Here is a 21,790-nt window from a genome sequence, read left to right as displayed (position 1 = left end):
GCTTATTTTACAGCGCCGAGCGAAAGACCTTTGATGAGGTAACGCTGCAGCCATATGAATAGGATTGCGACGGGTAGAGTGGCGACGAGTGTTGCGGCCATGACATAGTGCCATTCAACGGTGTAGCGGCCCGCCACCAACGAGAAAACCTGGATTGGAAGCGTATAGCTGCTCTGACTGCGCAACATGGTAAGCGCCACCACGAATTCGTTCCATGCATTGATGAAAGTGAAGATCGCGGTTACGGCGATGGCCGGTATGCAGAGCGGCAGGAACACTTTGACGAGCGTTTTGAAGCGGCCAGCTCCTTCCATCCATGACGCTTCTTCAAGGTCTTTTGGAATGGTGTCAAAATAGCTCTGTAGCATCCAGACAGTGAAGGCGATGTTGAAGGCCATGTAAATCGCGCCAACCGCCGTAACACTCTCGATCAATCCGTAAGCTGCAAGCAGGCGGAACAGGCCAAGCACCAGCACGATTGGCGATATCATCTGCGAAATGAGCAGGAACTGACGGAATGCGCCGTGGCCCGCAAAGCGAAAGCGTGACATGGCGTAGGCCGCTGGAATGGACACGATGATCGCTCCAACGGAAGCGATGACCGATACATAGAACGAGTTCAGCAATGCATTGCCAAAGCCGGTTCGCACCCACATTTCAGAGAAATTCTGCCAGCGGAATTCGCTTGGCCACCATGTTGGCGACAGGACTTCCTGAGGTGGCTTAACTGCGGTCAAAAACATGACCGCAAAAGGAAACAGCGTCAGCACGATCAGCGGAGCGAGAATGATCCAGGCAAGGATGGTGCGTTTGATTTTGGATGCGATCATGTGCGTTCGCTCCGCATGGATAGCCGGATATAGAAGGCTGTGAAAACCAGAAGGATGGCGAGCATGATCAGCGAGACCGCCGAGGCTTCACCGAGTTTTCCGAGCCTGAAAGCCAGCTTGTAAAGGTGAGTCACGAGAATATCTGTCGTGTTTGCCGGTCCGCCCTGGGTCATTACCCAAATGATCGGGAACGAATTGAACACATAGATCGTGTTGAGCACGATTGCGATGTTCACGAATGGCTTGAGTAGCGGCAAGGTGATTTCACGAAACTGCTGCCAGAGATTGGCTCCCTCCAATGACGATGCTTCGTAGAGATCGTCTGGAATGGAAGAGAGGCCACCGAGAAAGATCGTGGTTGTGAATGGCACTGTTACCAAGATGCCCACGAGAATCTGCATTGGAAAGGCAGTCGTGGCGCTGGCCAGCCACTGAATATTGCTGTCGATAATGCCGAGATTGCGCAGTGCGGAGTTAAGCATTCCGCTTTCGCCGTTCAGCGCCCAGCGCCAGACAATTGCCGTCATGGTCAAAGAGACAGCCCATGGCAGCATAACGATGACGCGTGCGACGGATCGACCGTAAAAATCCATATTCAGGATGATCGCGACTGGTATCGATACGACAAGGGCACCGCCGACAACGGCTACGGTCCATACGGCTGTTCGCCACAATGCATTCAGAAAATCGGGTGATGCGAAAAGGGCTGTGAAGTTTGCACCATCGTTGAAATCGCGCAATTGCCCGAAACGGTTCACATCATGGGTGGCGATCTCAAAGAGATGCACGACCGGCCAGAAGATCACTACCGCAGCCAGCAGCAGGCTTGGCAAGATCAGAAAATAGGGCAGGGTGCGATTTTGCATCGGCCAAAAATTCCACGGAATAAAAGGGACCCGGCAGCAGAACAGTTTAAACTGTCTACAGTTTCCGTCCGCTGCCGGGGTGATGGGATTACTTCTTCAGGATTGCATCCGCCTTGGCGGCAGCTTCCTTAAGAACAGCTTCCGGTTCGCCCTGACCAAGATAGATGCTCTGCATCGCATTGGACGTGATATCGGCGATTTCTTCCCAACCCGGAATGATTGGCGCAAAGCGCGCATCAGGAAGCAGGGCAGTGAAAGCAGCGAGATCGGCATTATTGACGTAATAATCCATCTTCGCTTCTTCCTTGTTTACAGGCAGGAAGCCTTCACCCTGTGTAAACTTGGCGCGCCATTCTGTCTGGAACAGGAAGTCGAGAACTTTCCAGGCCTCTTCCTTGTTCTTCGAGTTCTGGAACATGATAACGGAGTCCGTTACGCCATAAGTGCCACGAGCACCCGTTGGACCGGCAGGAATTGCAGTCACACCATATTTCAGATTTGGTGCTTCTTCCTTGATCTGGTTCGACAGGAACGGCGCAGTGATCATCATGCCGACCTTGCCCTGCTTGAAGAGATTCTGCACATCTTCACGAGCATAGGAGGTGACACCCGGTTGTGTCAGGCCGCCATCAATCATCGACTTATAGAGCTTGGCTGCTTCAAGAGCGCCCGGCGTGCTCAGGCCTGAAGTGCCATCCTTGTTGAGGATTTCCGCACCCTGTGACCACATCGCGTAATAGTAATAAACGTCAGTTTCGATTTCTTTGCCCTGAAGGCCGAAACCATAGTTTTCACCACCAAGCGCTTTGATCTTTTCAGCAGCAGCTTTGACTTCATCCCAGTTTGCAGGAGGGTTGGCGACGCCAGCTTTCTCCAGCAGATCCTTGTTGTAGTACATAGCGCGTGCAGATGCTGCGATCGGCAGGCCGTATGTCTTGTCTTCCAGCACCGAAGGCGACAGGAATGTTTCGATGAAACGACCCTTGAATGCATCGTCCATATAGCCGTCAAGCGGCTCCGCGATGCCCTGCTGTACGAAGTCGATCAGCCAGCGCGTACCAATGATCGAAAGATCGGCATTGGTGCCAGCTGAAATGTCGGTGGTCAGTTTCTGCAGAAGTACGTCCCATGGCACGACTTCAAAATTAAGCGTGATGCCGGGGTTTGCGGCTTCAAAAGCCTTCTTTACTTCCTCAAAATATGGGCCGGTCTTCGAGCTGTACTCAGCGACCGTCATACGCACTTCGCCGGCCTGTGCGGCTGAACCAAGTGCCAGAATGCTCAATCCAGCCAAAAGGCCGGCCTTCCATTTATTGATAGACATTTTCCCGTTCCCTTGTTTGCCCATGCTTCATGTGAAGACGTCTTAATTTTTGTTATTTTCTTACATTATCGGCAAATTTTGCGCTTTCAAGTAAAAAGTTTTGTTGCAAACTTACATTTTCACTTTTAGGCTGGCCTGAATAAGTATGCGCGAAAAGTGCTTTAAAAGGGGAAGAGAGTGGAGCATTCAGGCGAATTTGCCGGAAAATCCGTATTGATTACCGGTGCCGGGGGCGGTGTCGGCACTGCGCTTGTGAAAATATTTTCATCGCGCGGGGCAAAAATTATCGGCTGTGATTCCACTCTGGAAGTCATGCAGGCTGATAATCTTTACAGTCGTCATGCATTTGACCTGCTTGACCGCAACTCGCTGCAGTCTGCCGTAAACACCATTACAGATGCCGACGGCGTGCCTGATATTGTTGTCAACAATGCCGGATGGACCCGGGCTGAATCATTTGAAGAGCTTGATCAGGCGCGAATCAATCAGGAGATTGATCTCAATCTCACTGGGGTCTGTTCGTTTTCTGCAGCGCTTGCACAGAAGATGGCGGCCAATGGCTGTGGTGCTTTTGTCTTTATATCCTCGGTTAACTCGCTTTCGCATTTCGGCAATCCAGCCTATGCGGCAGCCAAGGCCGGCATAAACGCTTTCGCACGCGCTCTTGCAGTTGAATATGGGCAACAGGGATTGCGCGCCAATGTGGTGTGCCCTGGCTCAATCCATACACCGGCATGGGATCATCGCATCAAGAATGACCCTGCCGTTTTCGATAAGCTCAAGCGTCTTTATCCGCTGGGCCGTATTGTCAACGTTAATGAGGTGGCCGAAGCGGTTGCCTTTCTCGCATCTGACCGGGCGTCCGGCATAACCGGCACAATTCTGCCCGTTGATGCCGGATTGATGGCCGGTTGCAGGCCTTTTATTGAAGATATCTTAGGTGGGAACTGAGTGATGAAAAATGTTTCCCTGCGTGGAATTACCAAATCTTTCGGACAGATGAATGTTCTGGATCGCGTTGATCTGGAGATTGAGGATGGCGAGTTTCTCGTCCTCGTTGGTCCATCCGGCTGTGGTAAGTCCACACTTTTACGTATGGTCGCGGGACTGGAGCCAATTTCCGGCGGTGATCTGATCATTGGCGGCGAACGCGCCAATGAACTGCCACCGCAAAAACGCAATATCGCGATGGTGTTCCAGTCTTATGCGTTGTTTCCGCATATGACGGCACGAGAGAATATCGGTTTTGGCCCACGCATTCGGGGCGAGGATAGCTCGACCACAGCAACAAAGGTGGACAAAGCTGCATCGATTCTCAATTTACACTCTTATCTCGACCGCTATCCGCGCCAGCTTTCAGGTGGTCAGCGACAGCGTGTTGCTATGGGCCGGGCAATTGTACGCGAACCATCAGTGTTCCTGTTCGATGAACCCTTGTCCAATCTGGATGCTCAGCTTCGAGTACAGATGCGTACTGAAATCAAGGCGCTGCATCATCGGCTGAAATCAACGGTAATCTATGTGACACATGATCAGATCGAAGCCATGACCATGGCCGACCGCATCGTTGTTATGAATCAGGGTAAGATTCAGCAGATCGGTGCACCGCTTGAACTGTATGATCGACCTGCAAACAAATTTGTGGCGGGGTTCATCGGATCACCGTCAATGAGCTTCATTCCGGGTGCTGTGATCGAGGGTGGCAAGTTCCGCACAACTGACGGCGAAGAGATTTCTACGCCGGGACGCAAGACATCGGAGCGTGGCGCGGAGCTGGGTATCAGGCCGGAAAATTTCATCATCGCGAAAGACGGCGAGGGGCTGACGCTTGCTATTGAGGTTGTCGAACCAACAGGGCCAGAAACCCACGTTTACGGGAAAATTGCCGGTGAAGCTGTGCGGGCCGTATTCCGTGAGCGAATTCACCTTGCACCGGGAGAGCGAGTCCCTGTAACGGCGAAGCCCGAACACATCCATCTCTTTGATAAGGAAAGCGGTTTACCGCTGTAGAACTCGTATGAGCAAGGTTGCGGACATCATCACAAGGCTTCATGCCGCAGCACAGGAGGGGTCGAAATCCGACCGTCGACTGGCTGCACTGGTGTTGTCTGATCCTGATTATGCATCCAAGGCGGCCATATCTGAAATCGCGGCTCGTGCTGAAGTAAGTGAGCCAACAGTCACACGGTTCTGTCGTGGGCTGGGCTGTGACGGTGTGCGCGATTTCAAGTTTTTTCTGGCACAGGCACTGGCAATTGGTGGTCAATATCTGACGGCGGAAGCGCCCGCCCGCGATATTCGCGAGGCGCGTATCGCTGCGGCAGTTACAGATGCGGCGGTTGCGGCTATTCATCGTGCCAGCGATAATCTGGATATGTCTGTCGTCATGAAAATTGCCGAGCGGATAGCTGTGTCAGGCTCGGTTCTTTGCTTAGGCTCGGGCGGCATTTCTTCTATGATGGCGACAGAGTTGCAAAATCGACTGTTCCGACTGGGTATTCCTGTTCTGGCGCAGGTGGATGGGCAGTTGCAGCGTATGTACGCAGCAGTGGCGACGCGAGATACGACGGTAATTGCATTCTCGGTTTCGGGTTATGCCCGCTCTGTGGTCGAAGCGATTTTGGTCGCCCGGCAATATGGTGCGGAAACTGTGGCGATCACCGCTCAAGGATCTGACCTCGCAAAGGCAGCCAATACGGTCATTCCGTTTCAAGCTGATGAAGACGGTAATTTGTATAAGCCGACATCGTCGCGGTTTGCTTTGATGGCAATACTCGACATGATCGCGACTGCGACGGCTGAAGTTCATGGACCGAAAGTGCTTGAGAGCCTGCGCCGCATCAAGCACAGTTTGAACACACTCAAGATAGACGATCCGCGCTTGCCCCTAGGTGACTGATGGGTGACGGATGGGAGACTGACCAATGACACGGCCTAAAACTGTCCACGAAATCGATACGCCTGCTATTCTGATTGATGTTAATCGTGTTCAGGCCAACATCAAGAAAGCGCAGGCTCATGCTGATGCGATTGGCGTAAAGCTTCGCCCGCACATCAAAACGCATAAACTGCCGTTCTTTGCGCGCCGTCAGCTTGAAGCGGGTGCTGTGGGGATTACCTGCCAGAAGCTTGGCGAGGCTGAGGTTATGGCAGATGCGGGAATTGTCGATATTTTCCTGCCCTATAATATTCTGGGTAAGCAAAAGCTCGACAGGCTCTATGCTCTTCATCAGCGCATCACAATCTCCGTCACGGTCGATAACTCCACGAGCCTCGAAGGACTCGTATCGCGGTTTAACAATGAAGGGCGTCCGCTCACTGTATTGGTCGAATGCGATACCGGCATGGGGCGCTGCGGTGTTCAAACACCTGAAGAGGCGCTGGAACTCGCGCGTCAGATCGAGCAGAGTAAGGGGCTCAGGTTTGGTGGGTTGATGACTTATCCGGCGACGGGCAAAGCTGAACAAGCTGAACAATGGCTTGTTCAGGCACGTGATCTCCTCGCTGCGAACAACATCCAATGTGAAACCATTTCAAGCGGCGGCACGCCGGATATGTGGCGTTCTCCAAAGGAGAGTGTGATCACGGAATATCGGCCTGGCACTTATATTTATTTCGACCGCTATCAAGTCGCAAAGGGAGCGGCAACGCTCGATGACTGCGCATTGACCGTGCTGTCAACAATCGTCAGTCACCCGACACCCGATCGTGCGATTATCGATGCCGGTTCCAAGGCGCTTTCAAGCGACACTCTCGGTCTCGCTCATTTCGGAGAACTGGCCGGGAGGACTGATGCTCGTGTCACAGGCCTAAGTGAAGAACATGGTACGCTTAAGGGCGATATTACCGGGTTGAAAGTGGGTGACAAGGTGCGGGTCATTCCCGATCATGTCTGTGTGGTGTCCAATCTCTTTGATGAGGTGCATCTCATATCTGGCGATGATGTTATCGACATCTTGCCGGTGGCTGCACGTGGAAAGCTGAATTAATTAGGGGGGGCGAGTATGAAAGAAGTCATCAATCCATTTGCAGGCGACAAAGATCGTGAGCAGATTTGGGAAATGCTCGTGCGCCGCGATATCGAGGCATTTGTAGGCCAAAACTGGGCGCTTGTTGCCGATGATTTTGATGAGGCGCGGTTCTTGGGCATTCATGCGCATGGAGAGGCTAATCCTGATAAGTGGGATGCGGCTTTTCCAACCTTGACCGCCTATCGCGATGAATGGTTGCGCCAGGCTGCCGAGAGTGCGGCGACTGAATATGCCGAATCTCTGGCTGACGGCGTGTTCCGCGCAACGAATCTTGGCGTCATTGACATCAATGGCGACGTTGCTGTCGCGCGCAAAAAGTTCGATGGCACGATCAAAAAAGCAGATGGAACCCATGATCGGCTGTATTGGCAGACACTTTATTTTTGCCGTCGGCACGGAGAGCGTTGGCGTATTACGGGCTTCATTGGATATATGGTTAATAGCTAATTCAGCCCGGTTTGAACGGGAGGATTTTATGGGCGCGGATCGCTTGATCTGCGCCCATTTTTCTGGCAAATGGCGTCAGATAAGGCAAAAGTATAATCACACAAATTTACTGCAATTAAGAGAAATTATATTCTACGAATACTAAATTGCCTCATGTCGCAGCTAATTGCATATTTGTCGCAGCCCGCTCGTGTGCAGCGCTTTCACAGGATTACTATTATTGGCAGGCTAGCCGATTATTTCTGATAATCGGATGTGTCGGTTAGTCCGCATATTTCGTCGCGCAACCCATCAAAAACAAACAAGGGGACGGGTCGCGCAAAGATGAATCCATGACTGTGGGTGGACATGTCGGGAAATGGTCTATATAAATACGTCACACCAATCGCTAATCATTCTCTGTGGGTCGTTCGCTGCCTGCAAGTTGCGCATGTCCAATTCGCGCAAGAATGAAGAAATAATGATGTTAAAAAGGAGATTAAACCTGCCTGCACAGCGGGGTTAAACATAATGCATGGTATTTTATACAAGGAAGATAGTATGAAGTCGCCTGCTAAGACAAAGATAAGCTTGAATGGCGTGTTTAAAGTCTTCGGCGACGATCCGGAGCGCGCAATGCAGGAATTGCGTGCAGGTAAATCAAAAGCCCAGATTCATAGTGATCATGGTGCTACAATCGGCGTAGATGACGCGACCTTCGATATTAAAGAGGGTGAAGTATTCGTCATTATGGGCCTCTCAGGCTCAGGTAAATCTACACTTCTGCGCCTGCTCAACCGCCTTATCGAACCGACTGATGGTTCCATCGAAGTTGATGGTCGTGACATTGTCAAAATGTCGAAACGCGAGCTGATCGATCTTCGCCGCCGCGACATGAGCATGGTGTTTCAGTCTTTTGCGCTGCTTCCCAATCGCACGGTGTTGAACAACGCCTCTTTCGGTCTTGAAGTGGCTGGAATGGGTGAAGCCGAGCGCCACGAGAAAGCATTGAAAGCGCTGGCCGCTGTGGGGCTCGAACCCTATGCCAATAGTATGCCAGATCAGCTTTCGGGCGGCATGAAGCAACGTGTCGGCCTCGCGAGAGCGCTGGCGAGTGAGCCAACAATCCTGCTGATGGACGAAGCTTTCTCCGCGCTCGATCCTTTGATCCGCACGGAGATGCAGGATGAGCTGAAACGCCTTCAGGCCGAAAACAGCCGCACAATCATTTTCGTGAGTCACGATCTCGACGAGGCAATGCGAATAGGCGACCGTATCTGCATCATGCAGCACGGCAAGGTTGTTCAGGTTGGAACGCCGAACGAAATCGTTTCTTCACCTGCCAATGATTACGTCCGCTCATTCTTCCGCAATGTTGATGTTTCGCGCGTTTTCAAGGCGTCGGATGTCGCTCGGGATGACGAGATGATCATGTTCGATCCAGCACAGTTGACTTCGGCATTAGAGCGTCTTGATGCAAGCGGACAGACATATGGCGTTTTGCTTGACGCCGACAGGATTTATCGCGGTGTCGTTACGCGTGATGCTCTTGCCAGTGGCAGTTTCAAATTGGGTGATGATCAACTTGACAGCGCCGCCGCTATACAGGCCGACGCGCCACTTTCCGGACTTTTGACGCGTGTCGCTGAAAGCCCATGGCCAGTGCCGGTGACGGATCGGAACAACCGATATCTCGGGGCGATCAGCAAGTCGGCACTCCTTGAAACACTCGGCCGCGCTGGCTGATTTTGACACGTATATGCCTGTCGGGCAAAAGCCCGGCATTTTACAGGATTGGTCCAATCCAGAGGCAACAAAATCTGAAATGGACGGTAAAATATGGATTTGAATTTTAGTATTGGCGGATGGGCGGACGTGGTGGTCAACTACATTCTTGACCACTTTACGCCAGCGCTCGATATGATCGCCGCCACAATCGGTTTCGTCACAGACGGAATTCAGAATGCACTTCTTTCCATCCCACCTGTGGCGGGCATCGGAATTCTTACTTTGCTCGCGCTTTGGCGTGTGAGCTGGAAGTTTGCAATTTTCACCGCACTTGCACTGTCGCTCATCATCCATATGGGGCTGTGGAGTGGCACAATGGAAAGCTTGTCGCTGGTGCTGGCTTCCACAATCATCGCGGTGGTGATTGGTATTCCGCTTGGTATCGCCATGGCCCGCAGCGATGCAGTGGCTTCCATTGTCCGCCCTGTGCTTGATCTCATGCAGACCATGCCTGCTTTCGTATATCTCATTCCAGCAGCAATGTTTTTTGGTCTTGGTGCCGTGCCGGGTACGATTGCGACCGTGATCTTCGCGATGCCGCCGGTTGTGCGTCTCACCAATCTCGGTATTCGTCAGGTTCACGCCGAGTTCGTTGAAGCAGGATTGGCATTTGGCTGTACCTCGCGGCAGCTGCTGTTCAAGGTTCAGCTTCCCAATGCCATGCCATCAATCATGGCGGGTATGAACCAGACAATCATGCTGTCGCTTTCGATGGTGGTGATTGCATCGATGATTGGTGCTGGTGGTCTTGGGAACACGGTTCTTACGGGTATTCAGCGTCTCGATGTGGGCAAGGGCTTTGAGGGCGGCCTCGCCGTGGTCATTCTGGCAGTCATTCTTGACCGCATCACACAAAGCTTTGGCAAAGGAAATTCGGGGGGCTTGTTGGGCTTCTTCAAAAGGCTGTCCTTTATGAAAAAGACAGCGGGTGAGCAGTCCTCATCTGCGCTCCGCAAGCAGGAAGTATGAATAACATTAGAGCATTTCCAGCAAAAGTGCGAAGCGGTTTTGCGTCGGATAATGAGAAAAAAACAAATACTTAGAGCGCCGATCTGATCCAATCAGATCGAAACGCGCTCTAAACGGGAACGACAGTTAATCGAAAAAGGAGAAGCCATGTTAGGAAAGCTGACAAAATTCGGTCTCGCAGCAGTAGTTGCAGGCAGCATGACTGCCGGAGCGGCTTTCGCGCAAGATAGCAAAACAGTCAAAATCGGCTGGGCTCCATGGTCTGATGCTGAATTTGTGACCAAACTTGCCGCAAAGCTTATCGAGGACAATCTCGGTCAGAAAGTTGAACTGGTGCAGACCGATGTTGCACCGCTTTACCAGGGTGTAAGCCGTGGTGACATTGATGCGATGATGATGGCGTGGTTGCCTGAAACCCATGCAGATTATTACAAGCGCGTCGAAGACAAGGTCGAAAACCTCGGTCCACTGTATGAAGGCGCGAAGCTTGGCTGGATCGTTCCGGACTATATTCCTGAAAGCGAAATCAGCTCGATTGAAGATTTGAAAAAGCCGGAAGTTCGCGAGAAGCTGAAGGGCGAAATTCAGGGTATCGATCCGGGTGCAGGCTTGACCCGCCTGTCGGACGAAGCAATCAAGAAATATGGACTGGACTATAAGCTGAATATTTCCAGTGAAGCCGCGATGTTGACGACTGTCGACCGTGCGACACGTTCCGATGGCTGGTTTGTTGCCACGTCATGGAGCCCACACTGGATGTTCGGCAAATATAAGCTGCGTTATATTGCTGATCCGGAAGGTGCATTGGGTGGCGCAGAACACGTCGATGCAATTGCACGCAAGGGCTTCAAGGAAGACAACCCTAAAGCAGCAGCATTTCTTTCAAAGATGAGCATTCCGATCAACGAGCTTGAAACTGCAATGTTTGAAGCGCAGGAAACATCTTATGAAAAGGCTGTCGACAAGTACATTGCCGAACATCCTGATCGGATCAAGGAATGGCTGGCTGAATAACAAATCGGTCGGCAATGAATAGAATAAAGCCCCGGCAAATGCCGGGGCTTTTTGCATTTGTGATGTTCAGTAAAATGAAAAGGAGCAGGCTCCTCCCCAAGAACCTGCTCCTTAATGCATCGCCCCCCGCCAAGGGTTGGTCGATGCTTGACGTAATACTATCAAGATTAGGACTAACTCATTGAGGTCGCTAAATCTTGTGTGGCAACTTTAACGCACGTTTTATTATGGATGCAACTAGATTCTGGCTCTTCTTATATCAAATTAGACATTTTTAGGGTTTGCCGGAAAAGCTGATATTTCTACGGGTTTTTCATTCAAGCCCGCAAGCGCGCAGAAAAAGCGTCGAAACTTCTTTTTCAATGCGATCAAGATCGAGCGGTTCGTCGTTGCTCAGTTCCATCATACTGCGGACCTGCGTTTCAAAATCTGCATAATGCTGGGTGACAGCCCATATATGCATTTGAAATAACAGCGGATCGACCGGCTTGATACGGCCATCATCTACCCATGACTGGATGAGCTTTACCGCGTTGTGCGTTGCACTGACATGCTTTGCCCAGTGGCGGCGGAGATAGGGCGCACCGTTGGCAATTTCGGTGGTGAATAGGCGAGAGGCCTTGGGGTTATTCTGACTATATACGAGCTTTGCGCGAATATATTGCCGGATCACCTTTGCCGGGTCTTCCTCGGAGCTGGCACCGAGGAAGATATCTTCCCACTCATCGAGGATGAAGATGATGATATCTTCGTAGAGTTCTTCCTTGCTGGAAATATAGTAATGAAGCTGCGGCTTGGTCAGGCCTGCGCGATGTGCGATGCCTTGCGTTGATGCGCCCACCAGTCCTTTTTCCGCAAACTCATCGATAGCGGCTGTGCGAATAGCACCCTGAATGCGACGCCTGCGGCCGAGAACCTTGTCTCGTCCGGTGAGTTCGTTATCGTCATTCTCGTTGTCGGTTGTCATATCCGCCAGCCAGGATCCGAAGGGAAGCCGCCCTGGCGGCTCCCCGATTTAGTTGGAGGCGCTTATTGGCCCAGTTGCTTCTTGATGTCGAGACCTGCGCCTTTGTTTACGAACGCGTCGGTGGCAACTTTGGTCATGTCCAGTTCGTCGCCACTCACGATTCCGGACTTGCGCGCTAGCTCATAGAACTCCTTGACGCGGTTCATGTCGATTGCGCCGATGCCCTTTTCCAGCGTGTCACCGCTGTCGATAAGCTTTAGGTCCTTGAGGCGTGCAAGTTCGGCATCCAGCGTTTCCTTGCTCATGTCAGCGTTGTCCTTGAGGATCAGCTCATAAGCCTTGCTGTTGTCGCCATAGAGGAAGTTGGTCCAGCCTTCGATGGAAGCCGTCACAAAGCGCTGTACGAGGTCAGGGTTCTTTTCGACCAAATCCTGACGCGTTTCGATGGTGTTGGCATAGGTGCTGTAACCCTGATCAGCGAGCAGGAAGGTTGTGACCTTCGCGCCTTCCTTTTCGGCATAGATCGGCTCGGCAGTCGCATAGGCCTGCTGCACGGTCTTCTTGTCGCTGAGGAACTGCGCGAGGCTATAGCCATATGGACGAAGCTGCTCGTCCTTGAAACCGAAATCCTTTACCAGCCACGGCCAAAACGAGAACTGACCATCCTTGGAAATCAGGATGGTTTCCGCATTGGCGAGATCTTTGAAACCCTTGTATTCGCCTTCATGCGCCATCAGCGCCTGAGGATCTTTCTGATAGAAAGCCGCGACAACCGTTGTTGGCACGCCATTGGCAACATTGTTGAACGACAAAAGCAGATTGCCGGTCAGCAGAAAGTCGAGACGACCAGCGGCAAGCATTGGACGGTTGTTGACTTGTGGTCCGCCCATTTCGATCTTCACGTCGAGGCCGTATTTTTCATAGGTTCCATCGGCGAGGGCCTGATAGAAACCGCCATGACCTGCCTGTGCCAACCAGTTGGTGCCGAGCGTCACCTTATCGAGCGCATAGGCCATTTGCGCGGAAAGGCCCATAGAGAGCGCAGCAAGAGCTGCGACGAGTGTCTTTTTCATTTTTGTTCCCCTTGTTTTAGTTCTTCAATGCCATGTCGGCTGTCCAGCCGCGGGTTTTGCCTGGATTGAGCAGGCCATAAGGATCGGCCTGCTTCTTGAATTCGATCTGCACGCTGTCGATTTCCTTCATGCCGCCGTCTTCGATCGTATAGGCGTGAGGATCGTAGATATCGCAGCCGTCAACCTGTTCCAGCTCTTCGATGAGGCGATACATTTCATCACGGCCTTCAAAGCGCACAAGCGGAAGCGCAAAAATCTGCACCTCACCTTCAAGGCGCGCCATTTCGTGATGCATATATTGCGTCTCGCCATAACGTTCGATCTGGCGATTGACTAGTGCCACATCAAACGGACGAGGGTAGGCAACCTGTAGATAGGTCCAGCCCGGTTCCGCTTTCAGCGCCTGAAGGGTTGTGTGGTTCCAACCACATTCATAGGCAGGCTGAAGACCTGCCTTGTGCAGTTCATCCAGCGTCATTGAGAACGAAACCTTGCCGCCGAACTCTGTGGCCAGCTGTTCAAAACGTGCCAGTTCTTCCGGTGCGATCATTGCGAAAACCGCATCTTTTTCGGATGGGAAGAGTTCGCCAAATTTAGTGTAGAAGCGCGCAAAACGGCGATCCACAGTCGTCAGCAGATAGCAGTCGAGGTTGTCTTCCAGTGCCTTCAGGCAGAAGTTTAGCGTTGCCTCATAAGTATCGAATAATGCTGCCGTATGCACCCATTCTGTTGCTTTCGTCAGGCCGATTTCAAGCTCAAGAATGATCCCGTTGGTACCATAAGCGTGCTGCACCTTGTGGATGTCACGACCTGTCAGTTCGATAATTTTTGGTTCTGGTTCAACAGTGAGAACCTTCACGGAAAAGACGTTTCCATCGTCGCGCAACATACCATGGCGCAGCGAACCAATGCCGCCGGAGCCGCCTGAGAAAAAGCCGCCAATAGTGGCGATGCGGCGGGTCGACGGATACATCAGCAGTTCCTGCCCCGTTTCGCGCACAGCATCGTCGAGGCGGGAAATACGTGCACCACCTTCAACACGAACCTTGCCGGGCTCAATTGCGATGATGCGGTCAATCTTGGTCATATCGAGAATGACGCCGCCTTCAAGCGGAACACACTGGCCATAGTTGCCGGTGCCGCCACCGCGAACGGTGATCGGAATGCGAAGCTTGGCGGCAGCAGCTGCCACGCGGCGCACTTCATCCTGATCTTTCGGGATGACGACGAGATCGCCGAGATAATGGCCGATGTCTTCGGTCAGGATCGGACTGTACCAGAAATAATCGCGGGAACGCAGTTCGACCTGCTTGGGGTCGTCATAAATGCGGATACCTTCGATTTCGGCGCGAAATGCTGCCCAGTCATAGATGCGCTGTGGTGCGACAGAATTCATGGGGTTCTCCGATTAAATTATAGTTCCATCACGCCAGATGACGCGACGCGTCTGCGGACGGCTGATGAGGTCGTTAATGTCTGTGGCGTCATGCCAGATGAAATTCGCGGTCCCGCCTGCCGACAGCCCATGTACGCGGTCGCTTCCAATGAAACGGGCGGGTAGGGTAGTGATGCTGTCGAGCCATTCATCCGGCTCAAGATGGCAGACCGGGGCTGCGAGGCGCAGAACCGAAAACGGATCGTAATCGCCATAGGGATAGAAAGCGTCGCGCACATTGTCGGAGCCAAGCATGGCGTCCATACCTGCCCGACGCGCTTCTTTCAGCGGTGCCACACCGCGAAGGCGAGGCGACTTTCCGCCAAGCCTGTCTTGCAGATAGAGATTGGAAGTCGGCAGCGAAACGAGTGCGGTTCCCGCATCCGCTGCAGCATCGAGAATGCGGCTCAGTTCTTCCGGTGAACGCAGCGAAAGCGAGCAAGCATGGCCACAAAGGACACGGCCCGCCATCTTGTGGCGCTTGGTTGCAGCAACGATCAGCGAGAAGCCGTCAGCCTCCGGTTCAAGCCCTTCATCGACGTGAAAGTCGAGCTTGAGATCATACTGCACGGCCAGACGAAACATTGCTTCGATCTTGGCTTCCAGATCAGCATTGCGATAGAAGAAAGCACCGAGCACGCCGCCATCTTTTGCGACCCGTTCGGCAATCGCTGCTCCTGCGTTCAGCACAATATCGCCATGGATGAGGGCTGCAAGCTCAAGGTCGATGTGGTCTTTCCATTCCTGACGCAGCTCATTGAGAACTGGCCACGCGGTCGGCACATCAGACATTGTCCAGTCGACATGAGTTCGCATGGCACCAACGCCTTGCGCATAAGCTGCTTCAAGGCCGCGCGTAGCACGCGCGCGAATATCGTCGGCGTTCCAGTTTTGGCGATCAACGTTCATCAGATCGATGGCATCGAACAGACACTCGACTTTGGCGCTGCCGCGTTCGGCTATACGGCCAATCGTGAATGTCTTGTCGAGATGCACATGAACGTCTGCGAGAAGCGATGTGATAAAGCCGCCGCCTGTTGTTTGCGATGGCTTCAGCGATGCAATGCGCCCACCATCGATGCCGATGTCGTAGTGACCGCTCATGCTAGTAATGGCGACACCTCTTAACATATCAGCGTTCACGGCGGATCTCGCTTTCATGCCAGCGTCCAAGAACAAGGCGCGAAAGCCAGCTTGTGATAAGGAAAATCACAATGCCAAGCAACGAAACGAGGAAAAGTGCAGCAAACATGCGCGGGATTTCGTTGCGGAAGCTTGATTCCAGAATACGTGACGCGAGGCCTGTGCTTTGGCCAGCGCTGCCTGCAACAAATTCCGCTACCACAGCGCCGATCAGCGAAAGGCCACCAGCGATCTTGAGCGCCGCCATAAAGTAAGGCAGTGCGCTCGGTGCAAGCAGATAACGCAAGCGTTGCCACGGCGAAGCGCGATAGAGTTTGAACAGATCGCGCAGATTGTGATCCGCACTGCGCAGGCCGATGACTGTGTTTGACAGGATCGGGAAGAAGGCCACGATCCATGCGCAAATCAGCAGCGCCGAGAACGTATCGCGCACATAGATCAGGATCAGTGGCGCAATAGCGATAACCGGCGTTACCTGAAGAATAACGGCGAACGGGAAGAATGCCATTTCAATTGGTCGCGACAGCGCGAAGATCATGCCGAGCAGAACACCGCCAACAATCGCGCAAAGCAGCGAAATCAGCGTAAGCTTGACCGTGAACCACATCGACGTCATCAGAGACGGTCCGTCTTTAATCAGTGTTTCACCGATGAGAGACGGGGCTGGGATCAGGTAATGCGGCACTTCGTAAAAGCGTACCAGACCTTCCCAGATACCGAGAGCGATGATGATCGCAAGCGTCGGCATGATGATCCGCAAGTTGCGGTCTCTGCGGGCGAGGCGATGTTGTTCGGAATTCAGAACAGGCAGTTGGGTTTGCATCTGGTTCATTTTCCCGTCCCGTTTTTTCTGTGCATTGTCCTACGCAAAACCGCTCCGCACTTTTGCTGGAAATGCATTAGTGATCGATGTCTTGCGACGAAAGCGTTGCGGTGAGTGCATCGGAAACGCGTGCGCAATCCTTTGCGTAAGCTTCCGTGGTGCGGAAGTTTTCAGCGCGTGGATAGCTACCCTCAATCGCGATATCGGCAACCACGCGTCCGGGGCGTGCGGCCATGACAATGACGCGGTTTGAAAGATAGACCGATTCATAGACGCTGTGTGTGACGAAGATCACGGTGAGACCGTGTTCCTGCCAGAGCCGCAACACATCGTTATTGAGCTTGAAGCGTGTCATTTCATCGAGCGCTGCAAACGGCTCATCCATAAGCAAAAGACGAGGACGCGTGACCAGCGCGCGGGCAATCGACACGCGCATTTTCATGCCACCGGAAAGCTCACGCGGATAGGCGCTGGCAAAACGGGAAAGCCCGACCTGCGTCAACACTTCTTCAACGCGCGGCGTGGCTTCTTTGCGAGAAAGACCGGAAAGACGAAGCGGCAGATAAACATTATCGAAAACGCTGGCCCACGGCATCAGCGTTGGTTCCTGAAACACGAAGCCGATGTCCTGCGCACCAACCGGACCCTTGCCCGGTGCGTGGCCATTGACACGAATGTCGCCTGCGGAAATGGATTCAAGGCCCGCGATCATACGCAAAGCCGTGCTCTTGCCGCAGCCCGATGGGCCGAGAAAGCTAACGAACTGGCCCTGTTCGATCTTGAGCGACATGTCGCTCACGGCCATGACGCCAGTGCCGTACTGCTTGTAGACGCTGTTAATCTCAATCAGGGAAGATGAAGCTTGCGAGTTGGGGGCCACGCTTATCCTCCTTACCAGGCAGGTTTGTTGGCGAGCCACGAGAGTGGCGCGCGTTCGATTTCATCCAGCACCTCAACCAACCTGTCGGCGGCGAAATCAATTGTCTTGCGACCTTTTTCGGCTGTAGCAAGCGTTGCATCGCCCGCCGCACCGTAAGGATTGATGTCCTGTATCTGCCAGGCGGGTTTTGCGCCGCCACTCAGCGAAAGATGCTTGTATTCGCTTGCAAAAGTTTCCGTAAGGGTACGGAAATCCTGCGCTTTTGACATGTCCACCAAATCCGGATGCAGTTCCAGCATAACCGATGTTTCCATGTCGCCAGCATGAATGCCGTGCCTGAGATCGTGTTCGCTATAGATGCCTTCAGGCATGCCGAGGGCAAACCAGTTGACGCTGACCACCATCATGTTGTGTTTGATACGCAGCTCGCGTGCGACGATATCCATCACGCTGATCTGTCCGCCGTGGCTGTTAAGCAGCACCATCTTTCGCACGCCGCTTGCGGCTACACAGTCGCCAATCTCGCACCACATACGGATGATCGTTTCAGCAGAGAAGGTCAGCGTGCCGGGATAACGGCTATGCTCATTGCTCTTGCCAATGGCTTGCGTGGGGAGAAACAGCGCGTGGCTTTCATCAGGCAGACGCGCGATGGTTTCCTTGACCATGCCGTCCACGATTGCCGCGTCGACTGCTACCGGCAAATGGGGACCATGTTGTTCAATCGCACCAACAGGCAGAACTGCCACGAGCTTCTCACGATTGAGGCGTGAGAACGCTTCGCTCGTATAATCGGACCAATATCGCTTCAAGGTGGCGCTCCTTGCTTGCTTCGGGGCTTGCTTTTGGGCTGGCTGCTGGCTGTGAGCTGCATGCTGAAGCACAGAACTTACTAAACAATCTGACCGATCGGTCAAACTAAATGTTTAAAATTTCAAAGATGCGTGCAATTAAGGTGTGAATCCGTGACGAATTCGCCACGCGACAGCCCGCCACATGATTATGATGCGCGGGAATTTTCCGGAGGTCCTATGGACAACAGATGCATTATTATTGGTGCGGGCCATGCTGGTTCGCAGGCTGCAGTCAGTCTGAGGCAGGAAGGCTATGCTGGCGAAATCGTTCTCATCAACGATGAGCTGGATCTTCCCTATCACAAGCCGCCTTTATCCAAATCCTATCTGAAAGCTCCTGAAAGTGGTGTTCTGGTGCTTCGCCCGGAAAATACCTATCGCGACAATAATATTGAGATGCTTTTCGGCCGTCGCGTGGATGGTGTTTCGCTGACTGACAAAACCGTCACTCTTGACGATGGAAGCATCCTTGCCTGGTCGGAACTGGTATTCGCCACGGGTGCGCGTGCGCGGATTCCTGATGTCCCGGGCGTTGGTCTTGATGGTGTCGTCACGCTCCGCCGCCTGGAGGATGCGCGCCGCATTGCCGACATGATGCCAAATGTGCAGAATGTTGTGATTATCGGTGGTGGTTTTATTGGCCTTGAAATGGCGCATAGCGCCATAGCGCTCGGTAAGAAGACCGTGTTGATTGAGGCGGCTCCGCGCGTTCTCGGACGTTCTGTTGCAACACATATTTCTACCCATGTCGAAGCACGCAGCCGTGCTGCCGATATTACGCTTTTAACCGGACTTGGCGTCACCTCCATTGAAGGTGAAAATGGGCGTGTGACGGGCGTGGCGGCGACAGATGGCACAGTCTTTGCTGCGGATATGGTTGTGCTGGGCACCGGTGCTGTTCCAAACGTTGAGCTGGCAACGCAAGCCGGACTTGCTATCGATAATGGCATTGTAGTCGATGAATATATGCGCACATCAAGCGAGCATGTTTATGCGATTGGTGATTGTGTCAGCTATGCTCATTTCCATGCCGGACGTCGCGTACGTCTGGAATCGGTGCAGAATGCCACGGATCAGGCCAAACATGTTGCACGCTCAATTGTCGGTCGCGGCACGCCATTTCGCGACGTCGCATGGTTCTGGTCGGATCAGGGTGATATGAAGTTGCAGACGGCTGGGCTATCCTTTGACGCCGACCGTCATATTCTGTCAGGCAATCTGGAGGATAATGCTTTTTCGGTATTCCATTTCGCTGGCGATAAACTGATTGCGGTCGACTCTGTCAATCGTCCGGCGGACCACATGATTGCGCGGCGGCTTCTGGCGGCGGGCATCAGTCCTACCGAGGAAGACATCACGGCGGGTGCTGCGCGTCTCAAAGAATTGCTGGCGTCTGCACCAAAAGCTTGAGGACAAAAAATGACTGTTTTGAAACATCTGTCGCCTGCCGATATGGCGGCACCCTTTGCCGCCTATAGCCATGGTGTGAAGGTAAGCACTGGTGCGGAACTGGTTTTCTGCTCCGGTCAGCTTGGTATTGGAACGGATGGAGCTGTTCCGGAAGATGCCGGTGCACAGGCCGAGCTTTGTTTTGAGAATATCCGGCGCATCCTGCGCGATGGAGGCATGGAACTGTCAGATGTCGTGCGTATCAATGCCTATGTGACGGATCGCGCCTATATGCGTGCCTATATGGATGTGCGTGACCGCCTGTTTCCGCAGCCTGCACCAGCCTCGACGCTGGTGATCGTATCCGGTTTTACACGGGAAGAATTCAAGGTCGAAATCGAGGCTGTTGCAGCGCGCTGACACGATACCGCATCACAATAATGCGTATCGCCTTTGCCTGAAAGGAATGGTAGGGTTGTCCGACATCCTCCACTCCCTTCAGGCTCATTCATGTCTCAGTTAAAGTCCTCCGCTGCGCTGCGGGAAACATCGCCGCGTGCATCCGCAAGGTTGGCAGAACTTGCACTTGCCATCGGCGGCTTCGGTATTGGCACCGGAGAATTCGCGATCATGGCGCTTTTGCCTGATATCGCGCGCGATTTGAATGTGACTATTCCGAGCGCTGGGCACCTTATCAGCTCCTATGCTTTGGGCGTGTTGATCGGTGCGCCTGTGCTGGCCGTCCTTGGTGCAAAGCTTGATCGCCGCAAGTTGCTGTTTTTGCTGATGGGGCTTTTTGCCTTCGGTAATCTCGCCAGCGCATTTATGCATGGCTATACTGGTCTTTATATAATGCGTTTTGTTGCGGGCTTTCCGCACGGTGCCTATTTCGGCGTAGCCTCACTGGTTGCGGCATCATTGGCGGAGCCTGGCAAGCGCGCGCAAGCCGTTGGGCGTGTCATGATGGGGCTTACCATTGCGACATTGTGCGGCACGCCATTGGCGACATGGCTGGGGCAAATTGCCGGTTGGCGTGCGATGTTTGCGGCCGTCGGTCTGATTGCCATTCTCACAATGGTGCTGGTCATGATTTATGTGCCGAAGCAGCCTGCCGATGAAGGTGCATCTCCATTGCGGGAGCTGGGGGCATTTCGGCGCAAGCAGGTTTGGCTGACGCTCGGTATTGGCGCCATTGGAACCGGCGGTCTGTTCTCCGTTTTTACCTATATCGCTGCCACGGTGACGGAAGTTTCACATATCGACGTAAAGTGGATGCCGGTTGTGTTTGCCACATTCGGTCTTGGCATGGTTCTCGGCAACATCGTCGGTTCAAAACTGACCGACCGCTCTGTTATGGGAACGGTGGGAATGGTGCTGCTTTACGATATGGCCGTCATGCTGGTCTTTCCGTTTCTGATGCAACATCCAGCCACGGCATTTTTAAATATCTTGCTTGTTGGCGGTGGGTTTGCGCTTGTTCCAGCTCTTCAGACACGCTTGATGGATGTGGCCGCTGACGCACAGACGCTGGCCGCAGCACTCAATCATTCCGCACTCAATCTCGCCAATGCAATTGGCGCATGGTTGGGTGGGCTTGCGGTTGCATGGGGCTTTGGCTGGACATCGACGGGAACCGTCGGTGCATTCCTGGCCGTTGCAGGCCTTGCCGTGTTTGCTTTGTCGATTGTGTTGGATCGCGCAGGGCGGGAAAAGGCTGTACTAGCAGCGTAATCAAGCGCGTAAAAAACAACACCCGTCGCAGGGGAGGCGACGGGTGTTGTTTAGGGTAAGACCGGCTTGGGAGGAGGAGTTCCGGTCTTTATATTCACCGAGGGTAAATGGGAGGAGAAAACACCCCGGCGATATCTGGAAACTGTGAGGACCGCACGGTTTGTCGGGCGCGGTCCCGAAAAGGCTTTCATGTGAAGCCTTATATTTGGCGCTTGCCTTCCGAACTAAACGTAGCTTGTTCTAAAAC

21 protein-coding genes are annotated in these 21,790 nt (G+C 53.1%); 11 read left to right on the top strand and 10 right to left on the bottom strand.

Features of this window, described 5'->3' with window-relative positions; translation table 11 throughout:
- Window positions 1-2: 2 nt before the first annotated feature.
- The 3 genes from ACSME1_RS18210 to ACSME1_RS18200 form a co-directional block, all read right to left on the bottom strand.
- Window positions 3-830 carry a carbohydrate ABC transporter permease gene (locus ACSME1_RS18210; protein WP_024896374.1) on the bottom strand — a complete coding sequence of 276 codons (828 nt, stop codon included), beginning with the start codon at window positions 828-830 and terminating at the stop codon, window positions 3-5.
- Entirely contained in the window at window positions 827-1,696 is an 870-nt protein-coding gene (locus ACSME1_RS18205) for a carbohydrate ABC transporter permease (protein WP_435655144.1), read from the bottom strand. Before ACSME1_RS18205 ends, ACSME1_RS18210 begins: the two co-directional genes overlap by 4 nt.
- Window positions 1,697-1,784: 88 nt before the next feature.
- Window positions 1,785-3,020 carry an ABC transporter substrate-binding protein gene (locus tag ACSME1_RS18200; RefSeq protein WP_024896372.1) on the bottom strand — a complete coding sequence of 412 codons (1,236 nt, stop codon included), beginning with the start codon at window positions 3,018-3,020 and terminating at the stop codon, window positions 1,785-1,787.
- Between the two features lie 177 nt (window positions 3,021-3,197).
- Between ACSME1_RS18200 and ACSME1_RS18195 the strand changes: the two genes are divergently transcribed.
- The 8 genes from ACSME1_RS18195 to ACSME1_RS18160 all read left to right on the top strand — a co-directional run bounded on the left by ACSME1_RS18195 (window position 3,198) and on the right by ACSME1_RS18160 (window position 11,248).
- Window positions 3,198-3,971, top strand: a complete 774-nt coding sequence (locus ACSME1_RS18195; protein WP_435655143.1) for an SDR family oxidoreductase — start codon at window positions 3,198-3,200, stop codon at window positions 3,969-3,971.
- A 3-nt stretch (window positions 3,972-3,974) separates the two neighbouring features.
- Window positions 3,975-5,030: an ABC transporter ATP-binding protein gene (locus ACSME1_RS18190; RefSeq protein WP_100556919.1), complete on the top strand. Its 1,056-nt coding sequence runs from the start codon at window positions 3,975-3,977 to the stop codon at window positions 5,028-5,030.
- 7 nt (window positions 5,031-5,037) lie between these two features.
- On the top strand, window positions 5,038-5,919 hold the full coding sequence (locus ACSME1_RS18185; protein ID WP_024896369.1) for a MurR/RpiR family transcriptional regulator: 882 nt from the start codon (window positions 5,038-5,040) through the stop codon (window positions 5,917-5,919).
- 25 nt (window positions 5,920-5,944) lie between these two features.
- Window positions 5,945-7,009 (top strand): D-TA family PLP-dependent enzyme, encoded by a 1,065-nt coding sequence (locus tag ACSME1_RS18180; RefSeq protein ID WP_435655142.1) that lies wholly within the window; start codon window positions 5,945-5,947, stop codon window positions 7,007-7,009.
- A 15-nt stretch (window positions 7,010-7,024) separates the two neighbouring features.
- Entirely contained in the window at window positions 7,025-7,498 is a 474-nt protein-coding gene (locus tag ACSME1_RS18175; RefSeq protein ID WP_435655141.1) for a hypothetical protein, read from the top strand.
- A gap of 540 nt (window positions 7,499-8,038) precedes the next feature.
- A complete protein-coding gene (gene proV / locus ACSME1_RS18170; RefSeq protein WP_435655140.1) occupies window positions 8,039-9,223 on the top strand; it encodes a glycine betaine/L-proline ABC transporter ATP-binding protein ProV in 1,185 nt (394 codons plus the stop codon).
- Between the two features lie 93 nt (window positions 9,224-9,316).
- On the top strand, window positions 9,317-10,234 hold the full coding sequence (locus ACSME1_RS18165) for an ABC transporter permease (protein ID WP_424576787.1): 918 nt from the start codon (window positions 9,317-9,319) through the stop codon (window positions 10,232-10,234).
- Window positions 10,235-10,381: 147 nt separating this feature from the next.
- Window positions 10,382-11,248 (top strand): glycine betaine ABC transporter substrate-binding protein, encoded by an 867-nt coding sequence (locus ACSME1_RS18160; protein ID WP_024896364.1) that lies wholly within the window; start codon window positions 10,382-10,384, stop codon window positions 11,246-11,248.
- A 313-nt stretch (window positions 11,249-11,561) separates the two neighbouring features.
- Here the strand turns inward: ACSME1_RS18160 and ACSME1_RS18155 are convergent, their stop codons facing one another.
- The 7 genes from ACSME1_RS18155 to ACSME1_RS18125 form a co-directional block, all read right to left on the bottom strand.
- Window positions 11,562-12,215, bottom strand: coding sequence for a TetR family transcriptional regulator C-terminal domain-containing protein (locus ACSME1_RS18155; RefSeq protein ID WP_424576788.1), 654 nt, complete (start codon window positions 12,213-12,215; stop codon window positions 11,562-11,564).
- Between the two features lie 62 nt (window positions 12,216-12,277).
- Window positions 12,278-13,288, bottom strand: a complete 1,011-nt coding sequence (locus ACSME1_RS18150) for an ABC transporter substrate-binding protein (RefSeq protein ID WP_435655139.1) — start codon at window positions 13,286-13,288, stop codon at window positions 12,278-12,280.
- Window positions 13,289-13,304: 16 nt separating this feature from the next.
- Window positions 13,305-14,684 (bottom strand): FAD-binding oxidoreductase, encoded by a 1,380-nt coding sequence (locus tag ACSME1_RS18145; protein WP_105706219.1) that lies wholly within the window; start codon window positions 14,682-14,684, stop codon window positions 13,305-13,307.
- Window positions 14,685-14,696: 12 nt separating this feature from the next.
- Window positions 14,697-15,884 (bottom strand): amidohydrolase family protein, encoded by a 1,188-nt coding sequence (locus ACSME1_RS18140; protein WP_435655138.1) that lies wholly within the window; start codon window positions 15,882-15,884, stop codon window positions 14,697-14,699.
- Complete coding sequence (locus tag ACSME1_RS18135) at window positions 15,856-16,698, bottom strand: ABC transporter permease (RefSeq protein WP_207902342.1); 843 nt, start codon at window positions 16,696-16,698, stop codon at window positions 15,856-15,858. The genes ACSME1_RS18140 and ACSME1_RS18135 overlap by 29 nt, the downstream gene beginning before the upstream one ends.
- A gap of 67 nt (window positions 16,699-16,765) precedes the next feature.
- Complete coding sequence (locus ACSME1_RS18130; RefSeq protein ID WP_024896358.1) at window positions 16,766-17,575, bottom strand: ABC transporter ATP-binding protein; 810 nt, start codon at window positions 17,573-17,575, stop codon at window positions 16,766-16,768.
- A gap of 5 nt (window positions 17,576-17,580) precedes the next feature.
- Window positions 17,581-18,381, bottom strand: a complete 801-nt coding sequence (locus ACSME1_RS18125; RefSeq protein WP_105706222.1) for a creatininase family protein — start codon at window positions 18,379-18,381, stop codon at window positions 17,581-17,583.
- Window positions 18,382-18,600: 219 nt separating this feature from the next.
- Here ACSME1_RS18125 and ACSME1_RS18120 point away from each other — a divergent pair, with 219 nt between their 5' ends.
- The 3 genes from ACSME1_RS18120 (at window position 18,601) to ACSME1_RS18110 (ending at window position 21,543) form a co-directional block, all read left to right on the top strand.
- Window positions 18,601-19,833: an NAD(P)/FAD-dependent oxidoreductase gene (locus tag ACSME1_RS18120; protein ID WP_105706223.1), complete on the top strand. Its 1,233-nt coding sequence runs from the start codon at window positions 18,601-18,603 to the stop codon at window positions 19,831-19,833.
- Window positions 19,834-19,842: 9 nt separating this feature from the next.
- Window positions 19,843-20,232, top strand: a complete 390-nt coding sequence (locus ACSME1_RS18115) for a RidA family protein (protein WP_100556930.1) — start codon at window positions 19,843-19,845, stop codon at window positions 20,230-20,232.
- A gap of 90 nt (window positions 20,233-20,322) precedes the next feature.
- Complete coding sequence (locus ACSME1_RS18110; protein ID WP_105706225.1) at window positions 20,323-21,543, top strand: MFS transporter; 1,221 nt, start codon at window positions 20,323-20,325, stop codon at window positions 21,541-21,543.
- Window positions 21,544-21,790: the final 247 nt, after the last annotated feature.

The organism is Brucella pituitosa (assembly GCF_965577835.1).
Taxonomy (GTDB): domain Bacteria; phylum Pseudomonadota; class Alphaproteobacteria; order Rhizobiales; family Rhizobiaceae; genus Brucella; species Brucella pituitosa.
This window is presented reverse-complemented; position numbering and strand designations above follow the sequence as displayed.

Coding starts and splice junctions, on each gene's coding strand:
- ACSME1_RS18110 (WP_105706225.1), top strand. CDS start 20,323: ATGTCTCAGTTAAAGTCCTCCGCTGCGCTGCGGGAAACATCGCCGCGT.
- ACSME1_RS18135 (WP_207902342.1), bottom strand. CDS start 16,698: ATGAACCAGATGCAAACCCAACTGCCTGTTCTGAATTCCGAACAACAT.
- ACSME1_RS18140 (WP_435655138.1), bottom strand. CDS start 15,884: ATGAAAGCGAGATCCGCCGTGAACGCTGATATGTTAAGAGGTGTCGCC.
- ACSME1_RS18120 (WP_105706223.1), top strand. CDS start 18,601: ATGGACAACAGATGCATTATTATTGGTGCGGGCCATGCTGGTTCGCAG.
- ACSME1_RS18150 (WP_435655139.1), bottom strand. CDS start 13,288: ATGAAAAAGACACTCGTCGCAGCTCTTGCTGCGCTCTCTATGGGCCTT.
- ACSME1_RS18145 (WP_105706219.1), bottom strand. CDS start 14,684: ATGAATTCTGTCGCACCACAGCGCATCTATGACTGGGCAGCATTTCGC.
- ACSME1_RS18115 (WP_100556930.1), top strand. CDS start 19,843: ATGACTGTTTTGAAACATCTGTCGCCTGCCGATATGGCGGCACCCTTT.
- ACSME1_RS18205 (WP_435655144.1), bottom strand. CDS start 1,696: ATGCAAAATCGCACCCTGCCCTATTTTCTGATCTTGCCAAGCCTGCTG.
- ACSME1_RS18180 (WP_435655142.1), top strand. CDS start 5,945: ATGACACGGCCTAAAACTGTCCACGAAATCGATACGCCTGCTATTCTG.
- ACSME1_RS18200 (WP_024896372.1), bottom strand. CDS start 3,020: ATGTCTATCAATAAATGGAAGGCCGGCCTTTTGGCTGGATTGAGCATT.
- ACSME1_RS18175 (WP_435655141.1), top strand. CDS start 7,025: ATGAAAGAAGTCATCAATCCATTTGCAGGCGACAAAGATCGTGAGCAG.
- ACSME1_RS18155 (WP_424576788.1), bottom strand. CDS start 12,215: ATGACAACCGACAACGAGAATGACGATAACGAACTCACCGGACGAGAC.
- ACSME1_RS18185 (WP_024896369.1), top strand. CDS start 5,038: ATGAGCAAGGTTGCGGACATCATCACAAGGCTTCATGCCGCAGCACAG.
- ACSME1_RS18160 (WP_024896364.1), top strand. CDS start 10,382: ATGTTAGGAAAGCTGACAAAATTCGGTCTCGCAGCAGTAGTTGCAGGC.
- ACSME1_RS18165 (WP_424576787.1), top strand. CDS start 9,317: ATGGATTTGAATTTTAGTATTGGCGGATGGGCGGACGTGGTGGTCAAC.
- ACSME1_RS18210 (WP_024896374.1), bottom strand. CDS start 830: ATGATCGCATCCAAAATCAAACGCACCATCCTTGCCTGGATCATTCTC.
- ACSME1_RS18190 (WP_100556919.1), top strand. CDS start 3,975: ATGAAAAATGTTTCCCTGCGTGGAATTACCAAATCTTTCGGACAGATG.
- proV (WP_435655140.1), top strand. CDS start 8,039: ATGAAGTCGCCTGCTAAGACAAAGATAAGCTTGAATGGCGTGTTTAAA.